Below are 23,957 nucleotides of genomic sequence, written 5' to 3'. Positions count from 1 at the left end.
TGCCGCGCCTGATCCCCGGGGCCCGCGCCGAGATCATCGCCGCGACGGGCCACGGACCGCAGATCGACCATCCCGACGTGGTCAACGCCCGGATGTTGAGCTTCATGGAGGATGTCGACTCCCTCGACCCGGCCGCATTCGACGCGTAGGACCTGCGGCTGGGGAACACTGGCGCCGGTGTGGCGGCTCCAGTCAGAGCACGTGCAGCGGTGGTACGACCAGGACCACGGCGAGGAGACGTGGCCTTGTCCGGGGGTGTGCCTGTCTCGAACCATCCGCCGGAGGCGAGCATGTGACGGCGAGCCGTGCCGGGGGTGGGATCACCGAGTTCGGCCGGGTCGATGCCGAGGTCGGCAAGTTCGACGATCTGGTCGGCGACGGCCTTCATCTCGTCGCGCACAGCCTTCGGGTAGCCGGCCTCGTCCTCAGCTTGGAAGGCGTACTCCCATACCCAACGGTCGTCGGTCACCCGGCGGCCCCGCCGGCGGTACGGATGCCTGCCTCGGCGGCGGCGCTGCGAATGCGGCTGATCTCGGAAAGGGGGAGTCGGCTGATCCGCGAAGCGCTCAGACACGGGGCGCCGAGGTTTCCTCACACCAGACAGGAGCCGTGCGGCGTCTGCGGCCGTGCCACAACGTGCCAGTAGAGGCGGTAAACAGCGGTCGGTAAAGCATCCGACGCGGCAGTCCGGCCGGCGCATTTCGCGGCTGTTTCCGCAGGTCAGCAGCCATGCTTACTCCCAAGCGCCGGGTGATTCCCAAGCTCAGAGCGCGAGTTCGATTCTCGTCACCCGCTCCATGATTGGGACCAGGTCAGGAGCCTGGGTCTTGTTGTAGTGCGCGGTGATCAGTCATCACCATACTCCCCGGCCCGTAGGTCATGCACAGGTAAAGTGCTAAAATCCGGCCACTCGCCTGGGGGGGTGTCTGAACGTCATATGTGCCGCGCGTCCATGACCTGCGGCTCAACGGCGTACGCACAAGTCTCTCCAAGCCTTCACCTACTGTCCCCGGAGAGATTCTGCATGGGCAGACGTGCGCTCGTACGAGGCGCCACCGCCACGGCTGTTTCCTTCACGCTCGCCCTCGGGCTCGGCCCGCTCACGGCAGGCAGTGCGCATGCGGAGACGGTCACCGGAGAGGTGGTCGTGCCGGCCACCATGGCCCTGGCTCCCCGGACGGGCCTGCTGAGCGCGGGGCCCTCGGGGTTCCTCCGGTACGAGGAGGGGCGGGGCCAGCTGTGGACGACGTACGCAGGTGTCGACACGGTCGTCGACGCCTCGGGCACGGACGTGTACGGCGTCACGAGTGCCGGCGCGGGCTCGGACGTCGTCGCCCGCTACGACAGCTCCGCCAGGACCGTGACGCTGCGGAACATGACGTCCGGGCAGGTCAGTATGGTCGCGCTCCCCGACGGACACTCGTACTTCAGCACCCTCGGGTCGACGGTCGTCACGACGGCGGGAACCCCGGGCACCGACTCCGGGTGGCATCTGCTGGACGCCCGGGCCGACGGCTCCGTCACCGACCGCACGGTGGAAGGCGTCCCCTCCGGCGTCTACCTGTGGTCCGCCGCGGGGCTGGGCGACGCGCGCGGACAGGTCGTGCGGTACCGAAAAGGCGATGACGAGGTCACCGGGTGGCTCGATGTCGGGCAGGGGCGCTTCACCGCCCTGCCGTACACCGTGCAGTCGTGGCACCACCTGGTCGCGCTCAGCGCCACCCACCTGGTGTGGTTCTACGACGGCACCCTGCACGTCGCCTCCCGCCAGGACCCGTCCGCCGCCGTGCGGACCGTTCCGGTCGGCGACATCGCGCAGGTACTGGGCCTGGTCGGGGACACCGTCGTCGTGTCCCGGTACGACTCCTCCCTGGGCCGCTACGACATCAGCCGCGCGGTCTCGCGGGTGGAAGCCGTCCCCCTCGACGGCTCCGCGCCGAGGACGCTGCTGGCCAGGACGTCGCGCCAGGCCGTGCCGACTCCGGACGGCGGGCTGCTGGTCGCGGGCGGCGCCGACCCGGACCACTGGGGCGTCTCCCTCATCGAGACCGCCAGGGGCGGCGGGGTCACCGTGCGCCGGATCGCGGACGCGTACCCCCGGCAGATCGCCCGCACGGTCTCCCAACTGACTCTCACCCAGGGGCGGTTGACCACCGTGGAACAGGATCCCGTGGGTGACTGGACGTATCTCCACACCCGTGAGACCGGAGTGGCCGACTCCCCCACTGCGGGGGCACGCACCACCCGCGGCCGTATAGCGCCGGAGAACTACTCGGAGGGCCGCCCGCGCCTCATCGACACCGGCGACGGCCGGACGGTCGTCTCCGGCTACGGCACGAGCGCCGCCCAGCAGCCCCAGCTCCTCGGCGCCGCCCAGTCGCTGCCAGGCACCCGGATCGACAGCTCCCGCAGCTACCAGACCGCGACCGCCGCGGGCGGCCGCTTCGCCGCCCTGACCAGGCCGTACGACAGCGCCGGCGTGGCGGAGACCCGGATCGTCGATCTCGACTCCGGGCGCACGGTGTACACAACGACGGATGCCGTGCGGGCGGTGTGGGGCACCACCCTGTGGGTGATGTCGGGCAATGACAGCGTGACCCCTGTCGACCTGCCGACCGGGCGGCAGGGCGAGCCGGTGTGGTTCGGGCGCGGTTGCCTGCTGAACGACTTCCAGGCGGTGGGCCGTTGGCTGCTGTGGAACTGCGTGCTCGCCTCGGAGGGACAGGGCGTCTACGACACCGTCACGAAGCGGAACCTGACCCTCGTCTCCGGCTCCGGCCGGGAGCAGGCGCAACTCGGCGACGGCTTCGTCGCGACGGTCGAGGCCGGCCGGCTGAAGGTGATCGACGTCCGCAGCGGGACGCCCGTGTCGCACACCGCCGGGAAGTTCGAGGGGAACGCCTGGGACGTCGACCCGTACACCGGCGTGATCGCCCAGCTCCGCTCCGACAACACCATCCGTCTGACCTCCAGCGACGTCCCCGTCTCCGCCCTCGTCCAGCGCGACGCCACCGTCGCCGCCTCGGTGGACGTCAAGGGCGGCGCCGCGCAGTGGAGCCCGAAGTGGTGGCTGAACAAGCCCGCGGCCTCCTGGAAGCTCGTGATCAACAACAGAGCCGATACGGCCGTGCGCACGCTCTCCGGCGGTCTGGCGCGCGGCGTGGTGACCCCGGCCTGGAACGGCAAGGACGGCTCCGGCCGGCTGGTGCCCAACGGCGCCTACACCTGGAAGCTGACCGTCGCTCCCGCGGACGGGCAGGGCGCGGCGCTGACGAAGACGGGCACGGTCAAGGTCACCGGAGCCGCCGCGGCCCGCCGCGACTTCGTCGGATCGGACGGCTTCGGCGAGCTGATGACGCTGAACGGCTCGGGCGGGCTGACGTACCAGTACGGGACGGGGAAGGGAACGTTCACCGGGAAGCGAACGGGCTCCGGGTGGCCGACCACGGTGAAGGCGGTGCCTTTCGGCGACCTGAGCGGTGACCGGTGCAACGACGTGCTCGTCCGGTTCAGCAGCGGTGCGTTGCGCGCCTACCGGCCCGCGTGCGGGGCGGCGGTGACGCCTTCCACCGCATACACCTCGCTGGGCACGGGCTGGAACCAGTACGACGTGCTGACCTCGCCCGGGGACATCAGCGGAGACGGCCGGGCCGACCTGATCGCCCGCCAGTCCTCGACCGGCGACGTCTACCTCTACAAGGCGACGAGCACGGGCAAGCTCTCCGCCAGGGTGAAGATCGCGTCCAAGTGGACGGGTTACAAGAAGATCCTGGGCGCGGGTGACCTCAACGGCGACGGTTACGGCGACCTGCTGGTGCAGGACAGGTCGAACGAGCTGTGGCGCTACGACGGCACCGCGACCGGCAAGTTCAAGAGCCGCGTGAAGGTCTTCAACAACTGGGGCTCGTCGTACAACGTGATCGTGGGCGTCGGCGACATCACCGGCGACGGCAAAGCCGACATCGTCTCCCGCGACACCTCCGGGACCGTCTGGCGCAACAACGGCAACGGCAAGGGCTCCTTCGGCGGCCGTACGAAGATCGCCACCGGTTGGCAGGGGTACAAGGGCCTGTTCTGAGCCGGTCTTCGCCACTGCCCCGCGGGCCCGGACGAGGTGATTCGTCCGGGCCCGTTCCATGCCGCATGCCCAAGACACCCCGGCCACCGCTGCCCGGCGAACGAACCGCGGGCGAATTCCGGCTCTGCCCCCGGTCCGGAACTCGAACTGCTCATTCTGCTCGCAGGCCATGACCTGCGAGCAGAACCATTTCTACGGTCCCGAGCAGTACGCCGACGGCGGCACGACCGACAAGTACGTCGAGAACACCGACGTCCGCGAGTGCGGCGCCGGATGTCGGGTGCGCCAATCAGTTGCGCACGCAACGCCGTTCAGCAGGCTTGAACCACCCTGCGCCTGGCACGCTGCCCACACGGCTTTACCGTGGTGCCGGACCACACAGTCCGGGGCCGTGCCCCATCCCTGCCCGTAAGAGCGTGGCTCGGCCGCCACGCCGGGGGCAAGGCGCCGGAGCAGTGGCTGAGGCGGGTCGAGGACGGCACCGGCACGCTCACCTCCTGACGGTGGCCCTCGCATCTCCCTCGTGACCACATCCCGTGGCAGCCTCGTCGCGCAGGGCGGACAGTGGAATCGGGGGCATCAGGGAAGCGAGATGATCATGGACCGTTACCCGCCCATCGCCGACCACGGCCTCGTCGGCGACCTGCAGACCGCTGCCCTGGTGTCGTCCCAGGGGGTCGTCGACTGGTTCGCGGCTCCCCGGTTCGACTCGCCCAGCGTCTTCGCTGCCCTGCTCGACCACGACCGCGGCGGCTACTTCCTGTTCGCGCCGGAAAGCCGGAACACCACCTGCAAGCAGCTCTACTACCCCGACACCGCAGTCCTGGTTACGCGGTTCATGTCGCCGGACGGGGTCGGCGAGATCTTCGACTGCATGCCACCGGATCGCACCGGCACCCCCACTGACAGGCACGTGCTGATGCGCGGTGTGCGAGCGGTGCGCGGAACGGTGCACTTCACTTTGGAGTGCCGTCCGCGCTTCGACTACGGCCGGGCCACCCACCATCTCGACATGCAGGACGGTGACGCCACGTTCCGGGCACCGAACGTCACCGCCCATCTGCAAAGCACCTTCCCCCTGCAACAGGACGGCACGGACGTGCGGGGAGCAGTGACCTTGAGGGCGGGTGAGGTGGCCGCGGCGGTGTTCACCTTCGGCGGACCCGATGACGACCCCCCGCCGCCGATCACCCCGGACCGGGCGATGGAACGGTTCTGGGACACGGTGGACTTCTGGCAGCGCTGGGTGCGCTCCTCGCAGTACCGCGGCCGGTGGCCGGGTGTGGTGCACCGCTCGGCTATCACGCTCAAGCTGCTCACCTATGCGCCCACAGGTGCGCCCGTCGCCGCCGCGACCATGGGTCTGCCCGAGCAGATCGAGGGTGAACGCAACTGGGACTACCGCTACACCTGGGTCCGCGACGGCTCCCTGTCCGTGCGTGCCCTGCTCGACCTGGGGTTCGCCGAGGAGGCGGCTCAGTTCACACGCTGGATGAGCGACCGCCTCCAGGCCCGGGAGGGCGTCGGTGGCGAGCCGCTGCAGATCATGTACCGCGTCGACGGAGACCCCGAGGTGCCGGAAGAGGTTCTCTCGCACTTCGAGGGCTATCGGGGTTCGTATCCGGTGCGGCTGGGGAACGCGGCGGCCGATCAGCTGCAGCTGGACATCTATGGGGAGGCGCTCTACGCCTTGTCGGAGGGGCGCCAGGTCACCATGGGAGGCAGCTACCACGGCTGGAAGAACGTCGCGCGCACGCTGGACTGGCTCGCCGATTCCTGGGACCGCCCCGACGAGGGCATCTGGGAGACCCGTGGCGGGCGCCAGGACTACACCTTCAGCCGGGTGATGGCGTGGGTGGCCTTCGACCGGGGACTGCGCCTGGCGAGGGAGCACAGCCGCCCGGCCGACGCTCCTCGTTGGACTGCGGCTCGCGACGCGATCCTCGAACAGGTGATGGAGCGGGGCTGGAACGAGAAGGAGCAGGCCCTCGTCCAGCACTACGGAAGCGATGTCCTCGACGCTTCGCTGCTGCTCATTCCGCGCGTCGGATTCCTGGCGCCCAGGACGGTGAGCTGGCTGTCGACCTTGGACGCGATGGAACGCACGCTGGTGTCGGACAGCCTCGTCTATCGCTACGACCCCGCGGCCTCCCCGGACGGTCTGCGGGGCTCCGAAGGCACCTTCAGCCTCTGCACCTTCCTCTACGTGGACGCTCTTGCCCGTGCCGGACGGATTCGTCCGGCACGCTATGCCTTCGAGAAGATGCAGACCTATGCCAACCACGTCGGCCTGTTCGCCGAGGAGATCGGCCCCAGTGGCGAGCAGTTGGGCAACTTCCCGCAGGCTTTCACGCATCTGTCGCTGATCATGGCCGCCACCACCCTGGACGACGCCCTCGACCAGCAGCGTGACTGAGTACCGCGGTCCGGCTGTCGCCCTGAATCGCGTGGCGGTTCAGCCGCCCGTGGCGAAACCAGGAAAGAGGGTCATGCCGCCGTCCACGTAGAGGGTGGTGCCCACCACGTAATCCATGAGGTCCGAGGCGAGCCCGACAACCGCGTGGGCGATGTCCTCCGGATCACCGACGCGCCCGTAAGGAATCAGCTCCAGCAGGTCCTTCTCGGCATCGGGAGTGTCCCAAGCGCCGCGGTTGATGGGCGTCCTGATGGCTCCCGGAGCAATCGCGTTGACCCTGACCCGGTGGGGGGCGAGTTCCTGGGCGAGCGTCTCCATCATCATCTGCACGCCGCCCTTGGAGGCCGCGTAGTTGACGTGACCGGCCCAAGGGATCAACTGGTGCACCGAGCTCATGCAGATGATCTTCCCAGCCGCGCGCGACACCTCAGGGACGACCCCTCTCCTCAAGAACTCCTTCGTCGCCTCCCGCGCGCACAGGAACTGGCCGGTGAGGTTGACGTCCAGCACCTTCTGCCACTGTGCCGTCGTCATCTCGGTGAACGGAGCGTCGCGCTGCAGCCCCGCGTTGGCCACGAGGATGTCGATGGTCCCGAACTCCTGCACCATCCGTTCGATCATCGCGACGACCTGGTCCTCCTGGGACACATCGGCCTCGTACGCCATCGCGCGCACCCCGAACCCGGAGATCTCCTCGACCACCTGCTCGGCCTCCCCGCGCCCGGCGACGTAGTTCACGACCACGTCGGCTCCGGCCCGCCCCAGGCCGATGGCCGTCGCCTTGCCGATGCCCGAGTTCGCGCCGGTGACGAGTGCCTTCTGGCCTTTCAGCAGATGCCCGGGAATGACGCCCTGAGGGGCTCCCTGAATCACGCTCACGCCGGTACTCCTTCTCGAGTGGCTGCCCTCACGACCTCATGCGGGTCAGGTCGGCCTCTCTCGACACCGAATCATCCGGGAGCCCGGGCCACACGCCGGGCGCGGGCAGAATGCGCCGATCGGTCGAACGCGACCGGGCGACCAGGACATGTGGCTCCGGCACCGATCGGCAGGGCAGCCGTTTCCCCGGGTGCGGGCGATGTGTGCGCGGGATAGGCTTTTTCAACAGGAAGGTCAGGATCCCTGGAAGGTCAGGATCTCTGGGCGGTTTTACCCGCCGGTCGCCCTATGGGCGATGGCCAAATCTTTCTGCGGTGACCGGACGAGCGCGGTGCCCCTCCTCGCGTCCGCGGAGGTGGGCAACGGCCAAGTCCCTTTCTCTCTCACCGTCCCGCTCTCTGCCGTCTCGCGCCTTGCGCGCCGGAGTGGCGCCGGCTTCCGGGCCCGCAGCTCGCAGTCCCTGTGGAGGTCGGGATGAGAGTTGTCGTTGATCTTTCCCGATGTGAAGGGTATGCGCAGTGCGCCTTCCTGGCTCCGGACGCGTTCCGGATGCACGGCGAGGAAGCGCTGATGTACGACCCGAACGCCGCCGACGCCCGGCGCGACCAGGTGCTGCGCGCCGCGGCGGCCTGCCCGGTCCAGGCGATTCTGGTCGACCAGTTGGAGGGACGGGACGCACCGGCGGAGGCGTCGCCGTCATGACCAGCGCCGACAATCTGCAAGCGTTCAAGCGCGATGGCCGCATCGTGGTCGTCGGGGCGTCGCTGGCGGGGCTGCGCGCTGCAGAGACGCTGCGCGACGAGGGTTTCACCGGTTCGTTGACCATGATCGGCGACGAGCTGGGCGAGCCCTACGACCGGCCTCCCCTGTCCAAGCAGGTACTGACCGGGTGGGTGCCGGCCGGGAACACCAAGCTGCCGCGACGTCGTGAGATCGATGCGGAGTGGCTGCTGGGTGTGCCGGCCAGTGGGCTGGACCTGGCGACCAATCACGTGCGTCTCGCCGACGGACGCGAGGTTCCCTTCGACCGGGTGTTGATCTCTACCGGGGTTCGGGCCCGGCCTTGGTTCGTCGAGAGCGAAGCGGCTCTGGACGGGGTGTTCGTCGTGCGTACGCGCGAACACGCAGAAGGCCTGCAGCGGGCCCTCGCCGCCGGACCCTCCCGCGTACTGGTCATCGGTGCGGGATTCACCGGCTCCGAGATCGCCTCCATCTGCCGCGAACGGGACATCCCGGTGACCGTCGCCGAACTCGCGCCGGCCCCGCTGGTCGGGGCCCTCGGCGCCATGATCGGTGAGGTCGCGGCGGACATGCAGCGCGCTCACGGTGTGGACCTGCGCTGCGGTGTCAAGGTGACCCAGCTGGAGGGCGACGCGCAGGGGCGGCTTCGCCGCGCTCACTTCGACGACGGCACCACGATCGACGCCGACGTGGCGGTGGTGGCACTCGGGGGCATCCGCAACACCGAGTGGCTGCAAGGCTCAGGACTGGCGGCGGGCGTCTGGGGAATCGCCTGCGACACGGGGTGTCGCGCCCTCGACCTCAACGGCCTGGTCACCGACGATGTCTTCGTCGCCGGAGACGTGGCACGCTGCCCGAACCCGATCTACGAGTACCGGCTCATCTCGCTGGAGCACTGGGCCAACGCAGTGGAGCAGGCCGAGGTCGCGGCACACAACATGGTCAGCGCCCAGGCGGACCGCTGGCCCCACCTGTCCATCCCGCTGTTCTGGTCGATCCAGTTCGGCGTCAACATCAAGTCCGTCGGCGTGCCGACCTTCGCCGACGAGGTGGTCGTCACCCAGGGATCGGTGCCCGACCACCGCTTCGTCGCCGCATACGGCTACCGGGGCCGCGTCACCGCGGCAGTGAGCTTCAACAGCGCGAAGTGGCTGGACCACTACCGGACGCTCATCGAGACGGCCGCACCCTTCCCGCCTCCCTGTCCCGCGCCCGACCAGCCCGCCGACATGAAACCGGCGCCCGTCGACTTCCCCGGGCCCGCCCTGCTCGCCCAGGGCGCCACCGTCGTCGTCACCGGCCACGACCCGGGCGAGCGACGCGTCACGGCCGCGTACCAGCACCGGTAGGAGGGAAAGCGAGATGACCACGACCAAGACGCCCGACATGCTGCGCCGGATCCTCGACTACTCCTCCCGGGCCGACCCGTATCCGCTGTACGCCGAGCTGCGCAAGACGCCGGTGGCCCGGCAGGACGACGGCAGCTACGTCATCAGCACCTATCGTGAGATCACGGGCATCCTGCACAACCCTCACCTGAGCTCGGACACTCGCAATCTCTCGCATCCGACGGCCGGAGCCGAGGAGCAGACCACGCCGGCGTTCATCAACCTCGACCCGCCCGAGCACGACCGCCTGCGGCGCATGGCGATGCGCCATTTCGGCCCCCCGCACACCCCGGGGCTGGTGACCGGCATGGAACCCGCCCTGACCACCGTCGTCAGCGGTCTGATCGACGACTTCGCGGGCAAGGGGCAGATCGACATCGTCGACGACTTCGCCTACCCGTTCCCCGTCACCGTGATCTGCCACCTGCTCGGCGTGCCACGCGAGGACGAACCGCGGTTCCACCTGTGGGTGAACGACATCATCAACTCGATCGACTACGACCCCAAGACCGATCCGAAGGAAAAACTGGACAAGGGCGTACAGGCCCGCAAGGACTTGCGCCAGTACCTCGGCGGGCTGCTGGAGCAACGCCACGGCCGGCCGGGCGACGACCTGTTGTCACGGCTGGCCAACGACGACGGGCCGGATGGGCGGATGACCGACGAGGAAATCGTCAGCACCGCCAACCTGCTGCTGATCGCCGGCCATGAGACCACCGTCAACCTCATCACCAACGGCATGCTGACGCTGCTGCGCCACCCGCAGGTGCTGCAGCGCCTGCGCGACGAACCGGGCCTCGTCGTACCGCTGGTCGAGGAACTGCTGCGTTACGAGCCACCCGTGCACATCATTCCCTGGCGGGCGGCGTACAGCGACATCACCGTCGCCGACACCGACATACCCAAGGGTTCGCAGATCATGCTCATGCTGGCCTCGGGCAGTCGCGATCCGGACCGCTTCCACGATCCGGACCGCTTCGACCCCGATCGACGTGACAACCAGCACCTCGGGTTCGGCAGCGGCATCCACCTGTGCTTCGGCGGCCCGCTGGCCCGGCGGGAAACCCAGATCGCACTGACCGAGCTGGTACGCCGCCTCGACCGGATCAGGCTGGTCGCCGACCCGCCCCCGTACCGGCGCAGCCCCATTCTTCGCGGTCCGATCCATCTGTACATCGAGCAGAGTGAGGAATGACGCGACTGCCGAGGGCATCGAGCCGTACGAGAGCCGGCGTGCCGGCTCCAGCCCGGTACGCGCAGCTTCTCAGGCGGCGAGGATGCTGATGCCGTCGCCGAGGAGCTTGAGGCCGAGCACGAAGAACAGGGCGGCCATGACCGCGACGTTGTGCTGCTCGGCCCAGTCCCGCCAGTTGCCGAGGATGGTTTTGGCAGGTTCGCCCATGACCAGGTAGACGGCGAGCGGTGCGAGCACACCGAGAGAGGAGATGACCACGAAGATCGCGAGCGTTCCGATCTGCTGGGGTACCGGGAGCCCGGCAGAGCTGATCGAGGCGCCCGCGGCGATGGTCAGGGGCGCGTTCTTGAGATTGGCGGCCGAGAGCAGCAGCCCCAGGCCGAGGATCTTGACGGGAGTGAAGCGATCGATCGCTGCCATCCACTTCGGGAGTTGCGCCTGAGAGGCGTCTTTGGGGCGGCGCTGCCATTGACGGGCGCCGAAGAGGGCAAGGAGCACGCCCAGGGCGAGTTTGAGGGCTCCGACCCAGGTGGCCGGATGCTTGTGGGTGGCGGCTCCGCCTGTGCCTCCGACGACCAGCATGACTGCGCCGAGCGCTGCGAGCCCGAGAACCCAGCCGAGGGCGAACAGCGGTCCGTTGAGGCGCCCCTGCGGGGTGGCCAGGATGAGGATGATCGCCACGATCGGGAGTGGGCTGACCGCGACACCGGCGGCCAGGCCCAGCACATCACCGACAGCATGTCCCACCGCGGCCTCCGAGGAGAGAGACGGATGATCCGGAGCGGACTGCCCACATCGGCCGACTCGAAGTCGGCGTGTGCCCGGCCCCTGGTGCGGGCGCAGCCCTCTTCGCCATCGTGGGGGTCTCCGGGTCCGTCAGCCATCGGCCGGTGGCGAACGGGTGACCAGGCCACCGGCCCATGAGGAGTCCGGTCCTCGCCGTGCGAGGGCTTTCGCGTAGGCGCGGACTGCGTGGTGACGACGGAAGGCCGGATCACCACGCCGGACGTGATCAGTCCGGACGCGAGACCACTACGCGCGGGAACGGCGAGAAGACCACGGGGTGGCCCGTCCACCCGCTATGACCAGTCAGCCCCACCCTCCGGGGCAGAGACACGTTCCTCAGGTCCTGGTCGTGCTGCCGGACTTCCGCGCGGTGTCCCCCGCCGCGGGACAGCTGAAGGAGCGGTGGACACCTGACCGCGAAAGCATGGGCCAGTGGCGTCCCGCCGCCAATCGCTGCACGAGTGACAGGTCTTCGGCCATCGGTTGCACGACGGGGCATCAGCCGTATTGCCTGGTGTGGTCCCGAGGTCGGAGATTCAACGCGCTCAGGACACCTCGACGCCGGTCAGTGCGGGCGAGCCTCACTCACCTCACGGGGAAGCCGAAGGAGTACCCCTGCTGCTTCAGCCAGGGCAGGAGCTCGCGCAGAGCGGCCAAGGTCTGGGAGCGGTCCCCTCCCGCGTCGTGGAAGAGGACGGTCGGCCCGTTGGAGATCTCGCTCTTGACGGTGGCGACCATGGTGTCCACACCGGGACGCTCGAAGTCCTTGGAGTCGACGTTCCAGCCCAACGGTCGCATCCCCCGGGACGCGGCGAGCTGCCGGCTGTACGGGGTGAAAGCACCGCCCGGGGCCCGGTAATACTGCGGACGGACGCCTCCGGACGCCTTGGTGATCATGCGTTCGGCATCCAGGATCTGCTGGGACTGGTATGCCTCGGACTTGGTGTCCATGGTGGTGTCGTGCGAGACCGCGTGGTCGCACAGCCGGTGCCCGGCCGCCACGACCTCTTTGACCAGGTCCGGGTGTGCCTGGGCCTGGGTGCCCACCATGCAGAACGTAGCCTTCACACCGTTGTCCTTCAGCAGTTGCAGCACCTGCGGCGTCCAGACCGGGTCCGGTCCGTCGTCGATGGTGATGTTGACGCCCCGGGCGCCGCGGTCCGAGGCGTGCGCGATGTCCGCCGCCACCTTGGTCACGGTGCGGTCCTGAGGCCGGGCGTCCGGCGCTGAGACACGCGCTTGCGGCTGCCGCCCTCCCGCGGTGTCGGCCTGCGCGGTCCACACCGAGGTGGCAGCGGCCACCGCTGTCACCCCGAGCGCCGCCGCGAGAAGCCGGCCGTGCCATCCCCTGCCCTTGTGCCTTGCCATGCCCACCCGCCCCTTTGCTGTCTCCGCCGATGCCGTTCCCTCATGAAGACATACGAACGCCCGCACAAGATCCCTCTGTTACCGATCGCGGACGAATCCGCAGGGGGCCGGCGACAAACGCAGGAGCCCCGCGACAGATGAGGGGGCGCAACGGCCTCGAAAAGGTTCCGGCGAGGGCGCCGGACGCCGATCCGCACGGATTCCTGCGGAGGCACCCACGCATGCGTCGAATGGCTCGCGAAGCAGGGCCGATGGCCGTCCCTCGGCGGGATCTCTTTGTCCACGCCGAAGTGTTCCGCTCTTCCACGAGGCCCCGGGTCAGCGACCTGGGGCCTCGTCGTTGCCCGGACTTCCCTAAGGGCTGACCAACGCACCACCTGGCCCCTTGCTCTCGTAGGCTCGGGCGAGTATCCCTACGGTGGCGGCCATGGCCTGGCGGAGTTCGGCCGGTGCAACGACCTCGACGTCCCCACCGAGCCTCAGCAGCTCACCGCAGGCGTGCTCGGTGCCCTCGACCGGGATGACCGCCTCGACCCATCCGTCGTCGCCGACGGCGGTCGCGGTGGAGTCGACCGCCCGCACCACCTCCGGGGGGACGTTGTCGGGCAGGCGCCGGCGTCCCCGGGGAGACAGGCGGACGGTGGCTGTGCCGGTGTAGCGGCGAGCCTGGAAGTCATCGAGGTAGGAGACCCAGTACGCGCCCAGGTCGAAGTCCCGCGGCCGGTCGAACCGTTCGTCGCCCAGCACCGCGTCGAGGACTTGGGCGACGCGGTAAGTCGCGGTCCCCTTGTCGGTGGCGGCCACGAGGTACCAGGTACCGGACTTGAGTACCAGGCCGTAGGGGTGGAGGTGGCGATTCACCTCCTGCGGGGCGCGCCAGCGGCGGTAGCGCACATCCACCGCACGCCGGGTGAGAACCGCGTCGGCCAACAAGGGGAGATGCGGAATCTGTTCGGGCTCCCGGTACCAGCCGGGGGCGTCCAGGTGGAACACCGCCGCAGCCCGTGCCGCCTCCTCCCGCGGTCCTGCCGGCAGCGCGGCGAGAAGCTTCAGCCGGGCCGCCGACATCTCGGCCGTGAATCCCAAGTCGGCGGCGGGCCCGGGCAGTCCGGCAAAGAACAGTGTCCGCGCCTCGCCCTCGCTCATCCCGGTGAGGCGGGTGCGGTAGCCGTCGAGCAGCTGGTAGCCGCCCCCGCGGCCCGGCTCCGCGTAGACCGGGACCCCTGCGGACTGCAGGCGCGCCACGTCACGGTAGGCGGTGCGCACGGACACGTTCAGCTCGTCGGCGATTCCTCGCGCGGACATACGGCCCCGCGATTGCAGCAACAGCAGCACCGAGAGCAGTCGACTGGCAGACATGCGCGCATTCTCCTCGGAAACCCTGACAGCACCTGTCACACAGCTCCCCTACCGTCGAACCACTTCCCGGCTACGACCGAACAGGACGGAGCCCTGCGCGGAGAACACCGAACAGGAGTCTTGCTGTGCCACCCACCGAACTCGTCGGCCAACCGACCGTGATCGAGCTTCGCCAGTACACACTGCGTCCCCGCCGGCGCGACGAACTCATCGAGCTGTTCGACCGGGAGTTCGTCGAATCCCAGGAAGACGTGGGGATGAGTGTGCTCGGCCAGTTCCGGGACCTCGACGATCCGGACCGCTTCGTCTGGTTGCGCGGATTCCGGGACATGGAGGCGCGCCATCGCGCGCTCACGGACTTCTACGGCGGACCCGTCTGGGCCGAGCACGGTCCGCAGGCGAACGACACCATGATCGACTCCGACGATGTCCTCCTCCTGCGCCCCGTGTCGGCCGGGGACGGCTTCACCGGCTCCCTGTCCGAGCGGCCCCCGGTCAGCGCTCCGGCGCCTGACCGGTTCATGTCCGCCACCGTGTGGTCCTTCCCTCCCGGACGGCAGAACGGCATCGCGCTGATCCGGGACGGCCTCCTCCCCGCGCTCCAGGAGACGGGACCCGCGCCGCTCGCCTTCCTGACCACCGAGCACGCGCACAACACATTCGCCGGGCTGCCGGTCCGCGCCGGCGAGAACGTCGCCGCGATCTTCACCTCGTACCCCGACGAGAGTGCGCACTGTCGGCACCTCGCCGACATGCAAGTCCACCCCCTCGCACGGGACGAGATCGTGCCGGGTGTCGAGCGGGAACAGACAGCAGCACCTCAGGTACTCCGGCTCGGGCCCACCGGTCGCTCGCTGATCTGACTCCGAACCGGCGCCTCAGGAAGGACGGTCGAGAGAAGGTCTGGACTTCCTGCTACGGGCCCTGCTGCCGCGCTCCGAACTCTGGGCCCGTAGGTGTTGGTCTGCAGGTGGCTATGCGCCGGGGCGGTCGTGTGACCACAACGGGCCCGACACCGCTCGGTGTCGGGCCCGTTGGGCGGTCAGCGCGTGGGCCGGGGCGAATGGTCGGCGCCCCGCCTCATGCGTCAGGCGTGGGAGCCGGCCTTGCGACGGCGTACGACGAACACCGCGCCCGCGCCGATCGCCAGGGCCGCACCGCTCGCGAGGGCGAGCTGCGACGTCGCGGAGGACGAGCCCGTGGCGGCGAGGCTGCCACTCACGGGACTGGCCGTCGCGCCGCTCTGCGGCTTGAGGTCCGAGGTGTTCGGCTTGGTCTTGCCGGGCTTGGCGTCGTCGACCTTGCCGGGCTTGGCGTCATCGACCTTGCCGGGCTTGCTTCCCGCGGCGGCGATCAGGAACTCGTAGCGCTCAAAGTCCGCGCTGCCGCAGTCGCCGTTGGGGTCGTTGAAGTAGTCACCGCCGACGAAGGTGACGCCGTTGCCCGCGGGGGCCGAGGCGTCGATCGTGAGGCGCATCTTGACGTCGGCGTGGGCGCCCGCCTTCAGCGGGCTGATGGTGTCCATGTAGTGCCTGTTGTCGACGGTCTTCCACGTCGAGGACGAGGCGGACAACCACTGCAGGTGCACCAGGTCGTCGATGCCTTTGAGCCCGCTCCGGTCGGTCGCCTCGATGGTGGCGAACGGAAGTACCTTGTCCATCGTCTTGTCGGTGCCGTTGGTCACCCGGAGATTGAAGTCGACCTTCGTGCCGGCGGCGACTGTGGACGGCAGACCCGTGAGGACCATGGTGAGCTTGGCCTCGGCGACGCAGAAAGGGCCGTCCTCGCCGCCCTCGCCGCCCTCCGCCTTCGCCTTGGCCAGTGCCTCGTCGGCGGCGGTCTTGGCAGCGAGCGCCGCCTTGGTGGCCTTCTGCGCCTGGCCCAGCGTCCGGGCTGCGGCGACCCGCTCGTCGTCACGCGCGTCCAGGGCTTCCACGACCTTGGCATCGGCGGCGGCCTTGGCCTCACCGGCGGCTACGGCGGCGGCTTCTGCCTCGGTGAGAGTCGTCGCCGCGGCGGTCTTCTCCTCCTCGGTGGCCGTCTCCGGGAGGGCGTCGACCGCCGCCTTGGCGTCGACGACCGCCTGGTCGGCTTCGGTCTTCGCGGTGGCGGCGTCGGCCGCCGCGGCCTCGGCGGCCTTGGCTGCCACGGCCAGGGGAGCGGTGTCGGACAGGAGCGCTTCGAGAGCCGCGTGGGCGGCGCTCTCGGCCGCTACGGCGTCGTCGTACGCCGCCTTCGCTGCGGCGGCGGCCTTTTCCAGCTCCGCGATGGACGGCTTCTGCTGCGTCTGCGCAGCCGGCTTGTCGTCGGCGAACGCGGGGGTGGCCGACAGCATGAAGGCAGGCGTGGTCACTGCGGCGGCAACAGCTGTGGCAAGAATCCGGCGAATCTTCACAAGAGCCCTTCAGGGTCCGAAAAGAAGAAGAAAGGGTCGCAGCGGAATGGGACACGCAGATGCGACTTGAGGTGATCGTATGACCGGGGCAACGGCCGACCGTCACAAGTTTTTCACCTGTTCCGGCCGACACCACAACACCGGGGCAGACAGAAGAGACGAAAGGGTGCAGTTGCTTTCACTGCCTGTGCTTCCACTGTGAGGAATGCCACATGACCCTGGATGCGTCGCTCTACGCCTCCCCGGCGCCGCCCCACCCGGCGAGCACCCGCACCTGTGCGTACGCGGCCCTGCCTCCGGAGCGCATCCCACCTGGGCAGACATCGCCTATGACCTCGACCGTCCCGAAGACCTGGCCCGTCACCCGCTCCATGGGAAGGCCCCGGGCCAGAGGCCCGGGGCCCTGTCGTCGGCGGCAAGCAGCAGGCCGCCGGCCGGCCGCTGCATGACCTGCGGCCTGTGCGCCCCCCCACCGGGCAGCCCGCCGCGGCCCCTCGACCAGCCCCGGCTGCGGATGAGTTACTGCCGCATCGTTATCGCCGAGGGCCGGCACGACGCAACAGCTCGGTGCCGCACTCGACACCGCCCGGACAGAGGCCCCGAACGACACCGACGTGGAATCCCTGCGCGCCGACAGCCGGCCGCAGGTTTCGATTCCCGTCACCCGCTCCATGGCAAAGCCCCAGGTCGCAAACCTGGGGCTTTGCCGTTGCCCAGACCGGATCAGGCGCCGCGCGCCGCCTCCGCACCGCATCACGTCATTCGACGTCCGAGGTGCCGCGAATCGACCCGTACGGCCGTTTCGCAGAACGTCGCTCAGGGCGCAGGCGGACGGGGAGCCGGCGAGGACGGCGATCCATGGGGTATGGGGCTCGCCATGGCGGCAGGTGTGCCGGTGCCGAGTGACCGCCGGGCAAACCGGAGGGCGTACGGCAGTGCGGCCCGGGTGAGCGGGCCGGCACCGACGGCTATGGCTGTGGCCGCGACCACGGGCTCTGCGTACGCGACGACGCGCAGAAGGACGGCAGGCGACCACAGTCGGCTCGCGTGGCGCAGGGCGGGCAGGTCGGGGAGCGCGAGGGTCAGGGTCCGGTCGTCGGTGTCGGGGTGCGACCAGGTGAGCTCGATGCGCATGAAGCGGCCTCCACAGGAAGTAGGGCTTGATGGCTGCGGTCCGCATGGCGTTGCCACCGCACACGTTGGAGCAGCCTGGCCCAGTGGAAAGGTGCGGTGCAGGGCGGGTCGGTCGGCGAGCGTTGGGGGGGGGCCGCTGTCAGGCGGTGACGGTGGTGAGGGGTGGGCGTCGGGAGTACGGCTCGGAACGCGGCCGGGTACTCATGCCATCACCTCCTCACGGCCGGGACGCGCGCCGGGCGGGTCAGCGGTCAGCAGCGGCCTCTGCCGGGACCGCGGACTTCACCGCCGGCTACGTCATACGGCGGCAAATCGATATGTCCAGACTTGCCGAAGTTGCCGGATCTGGTCAAGGTTGTCGGAAAGGTGAGATGCGTCACGGCCTCGTTTGCATGCCTCACCTGCCCTACGGAGGGAGAGCGACCATGACTGGCAGTACCCATGCGCACGGCTCAGGGGACACGAAGGTGCGGCATCCCGTCCAGGAGACGCTGGCGCACCCCGTGCAGATGGTGACGACGGCAGTGGAGAAGGTCCCTGGCACCGAGAAGGTCAAGGTGATCTTCGACGGTGTTCTGGACTCCGTCGGGATCGTCTCGCCCCACGCACGGCGTGTCGCGGCGTACACCGGTGCCGGGCTGCTCGGCGTGGCCGGTGTGGTCGAGTGGCCAGTGGTCGCGGCGGGCGCAGCCGTGGTGTGGCTCACGCAGCCGCGTCCCAAGGACGCCGCGGCGGCCCAGGCAGCCGGCGAGGCCCGCGCCGAAGGATTGCAGGCGAAGCACGCCGCCAGGTCGGCCAAGGCGTCGGCCGCCACCGGGAAGGCGAAGACCCGTCCGGGCAAGGCCACGTCGGGGACTGCGAAGACCCGTGCGCCCAAGTCGACGAGCACCTCGGGCACGGCGAAGGCCCGCTCGTCCAAGCGCGCCGCCACGAGCGCCACGAACACCTCGCGCACCAAGACAGGTGCGCGGAAGAAGCCTTGACGCCGGCCTTCCACCGCTCTGACGACCGTTCCGTCCCCGGCCCATGCGGCACGCCCGCGCAGGTGAGACATGCTGCTTCGCTTACTGACCGGGCTGCCCGCCGTGGTCCTCCAGAACGCCTTGGCTGCCCCCGTCGAGGCCACACGCCGGATCACCGCGCCGACCACCGACACGGCACGGATGGTCGCTGAGCTTGTGGGCGCCGGTGCGCGCGGCGTTGCAAGCGGCGCGGCGGCGGTGTCGGCGACCGCACTGCGGGTCGGCAGGGTCGCTCGCAACGCCGTGACCCCTCAGGTCGGTTACTGGCACGCCGGGTCTCGCATGCACCTCGCACTGCGGCAACATCCGGACGCGCGGGAATCCACCGTGGAACGGCTCGAAGCCGCCTGCGAGAAGGTGGCCGTCGAGCTGGCCGAGCACCCTGATGTGCTGACCGCCTACTGGGACGGCGGCCTGGGGCGTCTGGTCATGCAGACCACCGAGGGAGCGGTGGATGAGCAGTTGGTCGACCGGGTGTCCGAACTTGCCGCCGAACACGGGCTGGTGCACGTCACCGACCGGACACTGGAACACACGCACCCGGGTGCAGCCGGGGGCGTGCGCGCCAATGCTGTCGCCGTGGCGTGCGACGTGGCGGGCATCGCCACCGCCCTCGCGGCAAGGACGGCCTTTCTGAAGACCGTGCCGGAGGTCGTCGTGGCCGCGGTCGTCGTGATGCGCGAGGACTCCCGGGTACGGACGGTGCTGAGCCGCGCGCTGGGCTCGGACATGGCCGACCTGGTGCTCGCCGCGGCCCATGCGGCTGTCTGTGGGATCGGGCAGTCACCGAGTCCGCTCCTGCTCGACGCGGCATTGCGGACCGCCCAGTTGGTGGAGTCGGTTGCCCAGCTCGCGACGTTCGACGCCCTGCACGACACGCTGTGCGTCCCGGACAGGCCGACCGTGGCCGGAGACGATGTCGTACGTCCGCCGCTGCGTTCGTGCCCCGGCGAGGAGTATGCCGACGCCGCGATCAACGGGATGCTGGGCGGCGCCATCACCACGCTCCTGTTCACCCGCAACCTCGATGGGGCGGCCGAGACCGCATTGGCCGGTTCACCCAAGGCTGCGCGCTACGGTCCGGCGGCCTTCACCGCGGCGCTCGGCAGTGTCCTGGCGCGCGAGGACGTGCTGGTCCGCAGCCCGGAGCGGCTGCGGAGACTGGAGCTTGTGGACACCTTGGTCCTGCATCCCGGAGCGCTGCGCAGTACTCGGCGCGCCGTGCTCGAGGTCCATCCCAGCATGACCGGCTGGGATCACCGTCGGCTGTGGCGGGAGTGCACCGCAGCTCTGAGTGCGCCCGGGGACGGGGCCATGCTGTCCGGGGAGCCGAGACTCGGCCTGCGACCGGTGCCCGACGAGATGGCCTCGAGCACGGGACTTTCGGACACGGGACTGATGATCGCGTCGGTGCGCGGCACAGATGTCGGTACCGTCCTGGTCGGCCGGGAGGTCGACCCGATGGCCGAGGCCGTGTTGGACGCGGCACGCCGGGCCGGCCTGCACGTTGTTGTACTGGACGATCACTCGCTCGGCGAGTTCGGGACCCTGGCCGACCAACTCGCCCCTGCCGGGCTCCCCTTGGCCGAGGTGGTGGCCGGCCTGCAGAGCGACGGGCGGACGGTGCTCACGGTGGCGTGCGTGCCGGCCGACCGGGCGGCAGCGGAAAGGGCGTTGACCGCTGCCGCCCGCGACGTACTCGAAGGGCTGCTCCGCAGTGACATCGCCGTCGCCGTCGCCGACGAGCGCAGCGCTGTCGTCTGGGACGCGGACATTCTGCCCCTGCGCGGGCTGGAGGGTGCGTGGCGGTTGCTGTCCGCCGTGCCCGCGGCACGGGCGGCCAGCCGACGGGCCAAGTTCCTCGCCGAGGCGGGCGCCACGCTCTCCGAGCTCCTGGTGCTCACCCGCGGGGCCCGGACGCAACGGGTTCCTTTCCCCCTCGAACTGCGGATCAGCCCAGTCAACATTGCCACTGCCGCGGCTCTGGTGTCGGGCTGGTGCACCGCGCTGGGTGCTGCCGCCAGTACACCCCCGCACCCCAGGCCGCGGGTGCCCTGGCACGCCTTGCATCCGGAGGAGGTCATGGCCCGACTGGCGAGGGCGCCGCGGGCCGCGCCCACCGCTTGGGCGGCGGTGCGGACCCGGGCCGACCACGTCGTGGGCGCCGTAGCTACTCACCCGGCCTTCGCGCCGGCACGGCTCGGCGCACGTCTGGCAGGCGCCACATGGGCCGAACTCGACGATCCGTTCACCCCGATCCTGCTGATCGGTGCCACCGCGTCCGCACTGCTGGGATCCGCCGTGGACGCGTTCCTCGTCGTCGGCGCCGTCGCGGGGAACGCCGTGGTCGGCGGAGTACAGCGGCTGCGCGCGGAGAAGGCGCTGTCCGAGCTCGTCACAGGGCAACGGCGAACAGCCCGGCGTCTGCCCGACCTGTCAGCAGATGAGGCGTCCGTCGTCGAGGCCGACCGACTGGCGCCCGGCGACATGATCGAGCTGCGCACCAACGACGTCGTGCCGGCCGACGCGCGCCTGCTGGAGGTCAACGGCTTCGAGGTCGACGAGTCCTCGTTGACCGGCGAGTCATTGCCCAGCCGCAAACAAGTGGCCGCCGTATCGGAGGTGTCCGTCGCCGACCGCAGTTCCATGGCTTTCGAGGGCACCACTGTGGTGGCCGGCCGCGCCCGCGCCGTGGTGGTGGGCACCGGCGACCAGACCGAAGCCGGCCGTGCGGCGTCCCTCGCCGCCCGGGTCCCCACCTCGGCAGGGGTCCAGGCACGACTGCACCAGCTGACCCGCCGGGTCCTGCCCCTCACCCTCGCCGGCGGCGCCGCGGTGGCCGGGCTGTCCCTGCTGCGCGGCCGCCCGGTGCGCACCGCGCTCCAGGGCGGGCTGGCAGTCGCGGTGGCCGCCGTCCCCGAAGGCATGCCCTTGGTGGCGACGGTGGCTCAGATGGCCGCGGCACGGCGGCTCAGCAGGCTGGGTGTCCTGGTCCGCACGCCGCGCAGCCTGGAGGCCCTGGGACGCGTGGACACCATGTGCTTCGACAAGACCGGGACCCTCACCGAGAACCGGTTGCGGGTCGTCCGCCTGGTCACTGCCGCCGGCGCCGAGCACCCGGCGTCGGGCCCCGAAGCGGAACAGATCCTTCGCATCGCCGCCCGGGCCTGCCCCCGCGTCGCCGAGCAGCCGGGCGTCCACGCTCACGCCACCGACGAGGCCGTCCTGGTGGCCGCCCCGCGCGAAACCGGGTGGACCACCGTGCGGGCCCAGCCCTTCGAGGCGAGCCGGGGCTACGCGGCCGCCATCGGACGGGACGCCGACGGCGAGGACATGCTGGTCGTCAAGGGAGCGCCTGAAGTCATGCTGCCGTGCTGCCCTGATGCGGATCCGACAACCGTCGACACCGCACACGCTCTTGCCGCCCAGGGCCTGCGGCTGCTGGCCGTCGCCCAGCGCCGCCTCGCGGCGGACGAGGCGGCGGAGGCCCTGGACAAGCCCCTTGAACTGCTGGAACTCATCGGGTTCGTGGCACTTGCCGACAGCCCTCGCGCCAGTTCGGCCCCGCTCGTGGCCGGTCTCGGCGAGATCGGCGTACGACCCGTCATGCTCACCGGCGACCACCCTCAGACCGCCCGTTCCGTGGCGGTGGCTCTGGGCTGGCCATCGGATGTCACGGTCGTCACCGGCGACGAGCTGGCCGCACTCGACCGGGCGGGGCGGGCGCGCCTGCTCCGGGACTGCGGTGTCGTGGCTCGCGTCGCACCCGAGCAGAAGCTGCAGGTGGTCGAGGCGCTCCGGGAGGCGGGACGCGTCGTGGGCATGGTCGGGGACGGCGCCAACGACGCCGCCGCCATCCGCGCCGCCGATGTCGGGATCGGCATCGCGGCCCGCGGATCGGCCGCCGCGCGCAACGCCGCGGACCTCGTGATCACCAACGACGAACTGTCGGTTCTCATCGACGCCGTCGGTGAGGGCCGTGCCCTGTGGCGCAGCGTGGCCGACGCGATCAGCATTCTGCTCGGAGGGAACGCCGGCGAGGTCGGCTTCTCCGTACTGGGCACCTTGCTGTCCGGTACATCGCCACTGTCGACGCGTCAGCTGCTGCTGGTCAACCTGCTCACCGACATGTTCCCGGCGATGGCGGTCGCGGTCACCCCCCACGAGCCGGAACCCACCGGTGAGCCCACCGCAGCCGACGGCGCACCCGTGGGCCTCGCCGTCCTCGGCCCGCCACTGACCCGCCAGATCCGCGATCGTGGCCTGATCACCGGAATCGGCGCGGCCATCGCATGGCTGCTCGGCAGACTCACTCCGGGCTCGGCGCGGCGCACCAGCACGATGGCCCTGTGCGGTGTGGTCGGCGCCCAGCTCACCCAGACCGTCGTCGGACGCCGCCACAGCCCGCTGGTCCTGGCCACCGTCCTCGGCACCGCCGCCGTGCTCATCGCCCTCGTCCAGACGCCGGTCGTCAGCCACTTCTTCGGGTGCACGCCGCTGGGCCCACTGGCGTGGGCTTGCGTGGCCGTCGCCGTCGGCGCAGCAGCCCTCGGGCCCCGCGTACTGCCACAGGCCGACCGGCTGCTGGCCGACCTCACCTCGCGCGTGCGTCCCGTGGTGCGGCTCGTCCGCTGACGACCTGAAGGTGATTCAGCGCGGCGACGAGCGTCAGCAGCATGGCTGCCAGGAGCCGGGTTTTCACCAGGGGACCGTGCAGGTCGTCGTGGTCGTCGCCGAACAGGGAGCAAAGGCCCGGCTCGTTCGTAGACCGACCGGGCAACCCGCCGATGTCGAACTGCACGACGACGTCCTGCTGCTGCCCCTGTTGTCCCACCGGGACCCGGCCTTGTGGGACGACCCGGACAGCTTCCGCCGCCGGAGCGCTGGAAGGATCTCGACCCTGACACCACACCCGGCTACCTGCCCTTCGGCCACTCGTCGGAGCGCTGCTGGGGCCGGCACATGGTGATGCCCCTCGCTGAACTGCTGCTGGACCTCATCCGCGGTTCCGGACGAGGGGTCGATCCGGACCAGCGGGTCGGCAAGGTGCCCCTCCTCGGTCTGCTGGGCGTGGACGACGAACGGCTGACGCACCGGGCCTGAACGACCTCACCCGCGACCTCGGCCCGCACAGCGGGGAACCCCAGAACCTGCGCCGGGCCACGGCCGTCGCCCGTGCCCATTCGTGCCCTCCAA

Annotated in this window: 17 protein-coding genes and 1 pseudogene; 10 read left to right on the top strand and 8 right to left on the bottom strand. The window is 70.0% G+C overall.

Annotation, left to right across the window (positions count from 1 at the left end; translation table 11 throughout):
• The 3 genes from ACFU8Q_RS06875 to ACFU8Q_RS06865 all read left to right on the top strand — a co-directional run.
• A partial coding sequence (locus tag ACFU8Q_RS06875) for an alpha/beta fold hydrolase (RefSeq protein WP_384448854.1) occupies nucleotides 1-149 on the top strand: 149 nt, incomplete at its 5' end.
• A gap of 875 nt (nucleotides 150-1,024) precedes the next feature.
• Entirely contained in the window at nucleotides 1,025-4,078 is a 3,054-nt protein-coding gene (locus tag ACFU8Q_RS06870; RefSeq protein WP_384448842.1) for an FG-GAP-like repeat-containing protein, read from the top strand.
• 598 nt (nucleotides 4,079-4,676) lie between these two features.
• Nucleotides 4,677-6,494: a glycoside hydrolase family 15 protein gene (locus ACFU8Q_RS06865; RefSeq protein ID WP_384448851.1), complete on the top strand. Its 1,818-nt coding sequence runs from the start codon at nucleotides 4,677-4,679 to the stop codon at nucleotides 6,492-6,494.
• A 39-nt stretch (nucleotides 6,495-6,533) separates the two neighbouring features.
• On the opposite strand, the gene ACFU8Q_RS06860 is transcribed toward ACFU8Q_RS06865, so the two are convergent.
• Nucleotides 6,534-7,373, bottom strand: coding sequence for an SDR family oxidoreductase (locus ACFU8Q_RS06860; protein WP_384448839.1), 840 nt, complete (start codon nucleotides 7,371-7,373; stop codon nucleotides 6,534-6,536).
• 474 nt (nucleotides 7,374-7,847) lie between these two features.
• Here ACFU8Q_RS06860 and ACFU8Q_RS06855 point away from each other — a divergent pair, with 474 nt between their 5' ends.
• From ACFU8Q_RS06855 to ACFU8Q_RS06845, 3 genes are read left to right on the top strand one after another with little or no spacing between them, the layout of a single operon-like run.
• Nucleotides 7,848-8,075, top strand: coding sequence for a ferredoxin (locus tag ACFU8Q_RS06855; RefSeq protein ID WP_384448836.1), 228 nt, complete (start codon nucleotides 7,848-7,850; stop codon nucleotides 8,073-8,075).
• Nucleotides 8,072-9,463 (top strand): NAD(P)/FAD-dependent oxidoreductase, encoded by a 1,392-nt coding sequence (locus ACFU8Q_RS06850; RefSeq protein ID WP_384448833.1) that lies wholly within the window; start codon nucleotides 8,072-8,074, stop codon nucleotides 9,461-9,463. The genes ACFU8Q_RS06855 and ACFU8Q_RS06850 overlap by 4 nt, the downstream gene beginning before the upstream one ends.
• 13 nt (nucleotides 9,464-9,476) lie before the next feature.
• A complete protein-coding gene (locus tag ACFU8Q_RS06845) occupies nucleotides 9,477-10,697 on the top strand; it encodes a cytochrome P450 (RefSeq protein ID WP_384448830.1) in 1,221 nt (406 codons plus the stop codon).
• Between the two features lie 69 nt (nucleotides 10,698-10,766).
• Here ACFU8Q_RS06845 and ACFU8Q_RS06840 read toward each other — a convergent pair whose 3' ends face one another.
• The 3 genes from ACFU8Q_RS06840 to ACFU8Q_RS06830 all read right to left on the bottom strand — a co-directional run bounded on the left by ACFU8Q_RS06840 (nucleotide 10,767) and on the right by ACFU8Q_RS06830 (nucleotide 14,210).
• Nucleotides 10,767-11,444, bottom strand: coding sequence for a GAP family protein (locus ACFU8Q_RS06840; protein WP_384448827.1), 678 nt, complete (start codon nucleotides 11,442-11,444; stop codon nucleotides 10,767-10,769).
• A 624-nt stretch (nucleotides 11,445-12,068) separates the two neighbouring features.
• Nucleotides 12,069-12,851 carry a polysaccharide deacetylase family protein gene (locus ACFU8Q_RS06835; RefSeq protein ID WP_384448825.1) on the bottom strand — a complete coding sequence of 261 codons (783 nt, stop codon included), beginning with the start codon at nucleotides 12,849-12,851 and terminating at the stop codon, nucleotides 12,069-12,071.
• Between the two features lie 354 nt (nucleotides 12,852-13,205).
• Nucleotides 13,206-14,210, bottom strand: coding sequence for a helix-turn-helix transcriptional regulator (locus tag ACFU8Q_RS06830; protein ID WP_384448824.1), 1,005 nt, complete (start codon nucleotides 14,208-14,210; stop codon nucleotides 13,206-13,208).
• A gap of 125 nt (nucleotides 14,211-14,335) precedes the next feature.
• Between ACFU8Q_RS06830 and ACFU8Q_RS06825 the strand changes: the two genes are divergently transcribed.
• Nucleotides 14,336-15,073, top strand: coding sequence for an NIPSNAP family protein (locus ACFU8Q_RS06825; protein ID WP_384448821.1), 738 nt, complete (start codon nucleotides 14,336-14,338; stop codon nucleotides 15,071-15,073).
• A gap of 224 nt (nucleotides 15,074-15,297) precedes the next feature.
• Here the strand turns inward: ACFU8Q_RS06825 and ACFU8Q_RS06820 are convergent, their stop codons facing one another.
• The 3 genes from ACFU8Q_RS06820 to ACFU8Q_RS06810 form a co-directional block, all read right to left on the bottom strand.
• Nucleotides 15,298-16,605, bottom strand: coding sequence for an LAETG motif-containing sortase-dependent surface protein (locus ACFU8Q_RS06820; protein ID WP_384448818.1), 1,308 nt, complete (start codon nucleotides 16,603-16,605; stop codon nucleotides 15,298-15,300).
• A gap of 232 nt (nucleotides 16,606-16,837) precedes the next feature.
• Complete coding sequence (locus ACFU8Q_RS06815; RefSeq protein ID WP_384448815.1) at nucleotides 16,838-16,978, bottom strand: hypothetical protein; 141 nt, start codon at nucleotides 16,976-16,978, stop codon at nucleotides 16,838-16,840.
• Between the two features lie 443 nt (nucleotides 16,979-17,421).
• Complete coding sequence (locus ACFU8Q_RS06810; protein ID WP_384448812.1) at nucleotides 17,422-17,739, bottom strand: hypothetical protein; 318 nt, start codon at nucleotides 17,737-17,739, stop codon at nucleotides 17,422-17,424.
• A 425-nt stretch (nucleotides 17,740-18,164) separates the two neighbouring features.
• Between ACFU8Q_RS06810 and ACFU8Q_RS06805 the strand changes: the two genes are divergently transcribed.
• Nucleotides 18,165-18,722, top strand: a complete 558-nt coding sequence (locus tag ACFU8Q_RS06805) for a hypothetical protein (RefSeq protein ID WP_384448809.1) — start codon at nucleotides 18,165-18,167, stop codon at nucleotides 18,720-18,722.
• Nucleotides 18,723-18,791: 69 nt separating this feature from the next.
• Nucleotides 18,792-23,396 carry an HAD-IC family P-type ATPase gene (locus ACFU8Q_RS06800; RefSeq protein ID WP_384448806.1) on the top strand — a complete coding sequence of 1,535 codons (4,605 nt, stop codon included), beginning with the start codon at nucleotides 18,792-18,794 and terminating at the stop codon, nucleotides 23,394-23,396.
• Here ACFU8Q_RS06800 and ACFU8Q_RS06795 read toward each other — a convergent pair.
• Nucleotides 23,356-23,562 carry a hypothetical protein gene (locus ACFU8Q_RS06795; RefSeq protein WP_384448857.1) on the bottom strand — a complete coding sequence of 69 codons (207 nt, stop codon included), beginning with the start codon at nucleotides 23,560-23,562 and terminating at the stop codon, nucleotides 23,356-23,358. The genes ACFU8Q_RS06800 and ACFU8Q_RS06795 overlap by 41 nt on opposite strands.
• On the opposite strand from ACFU8Q_RS06795, the pseudogene ACFU8Q_RS06790 reads away from it, so the two are divergent.
• Nucleotides 23,563-23,864, top strand: a pseudogene (locus ACFU8Q_RS06790) (cytochrome P450); the annotation flags it as partial.
• Nucleotides 23,865-23,957: the final 93 nt, after the last annotated feature.

Source organism: Streptomyces sp. NPDC057543, assembly GCF_042801895.1.
In the GTDB taxonomy this organism is placed as follows: Bacteria; Actinomycetota; Actinomycetes; order Streptomycetales; family Streptomycetaceae; genus Streptomyces.
This window is presented reverse-complemented; position numbering and strand designations above follow the sequence as displayed.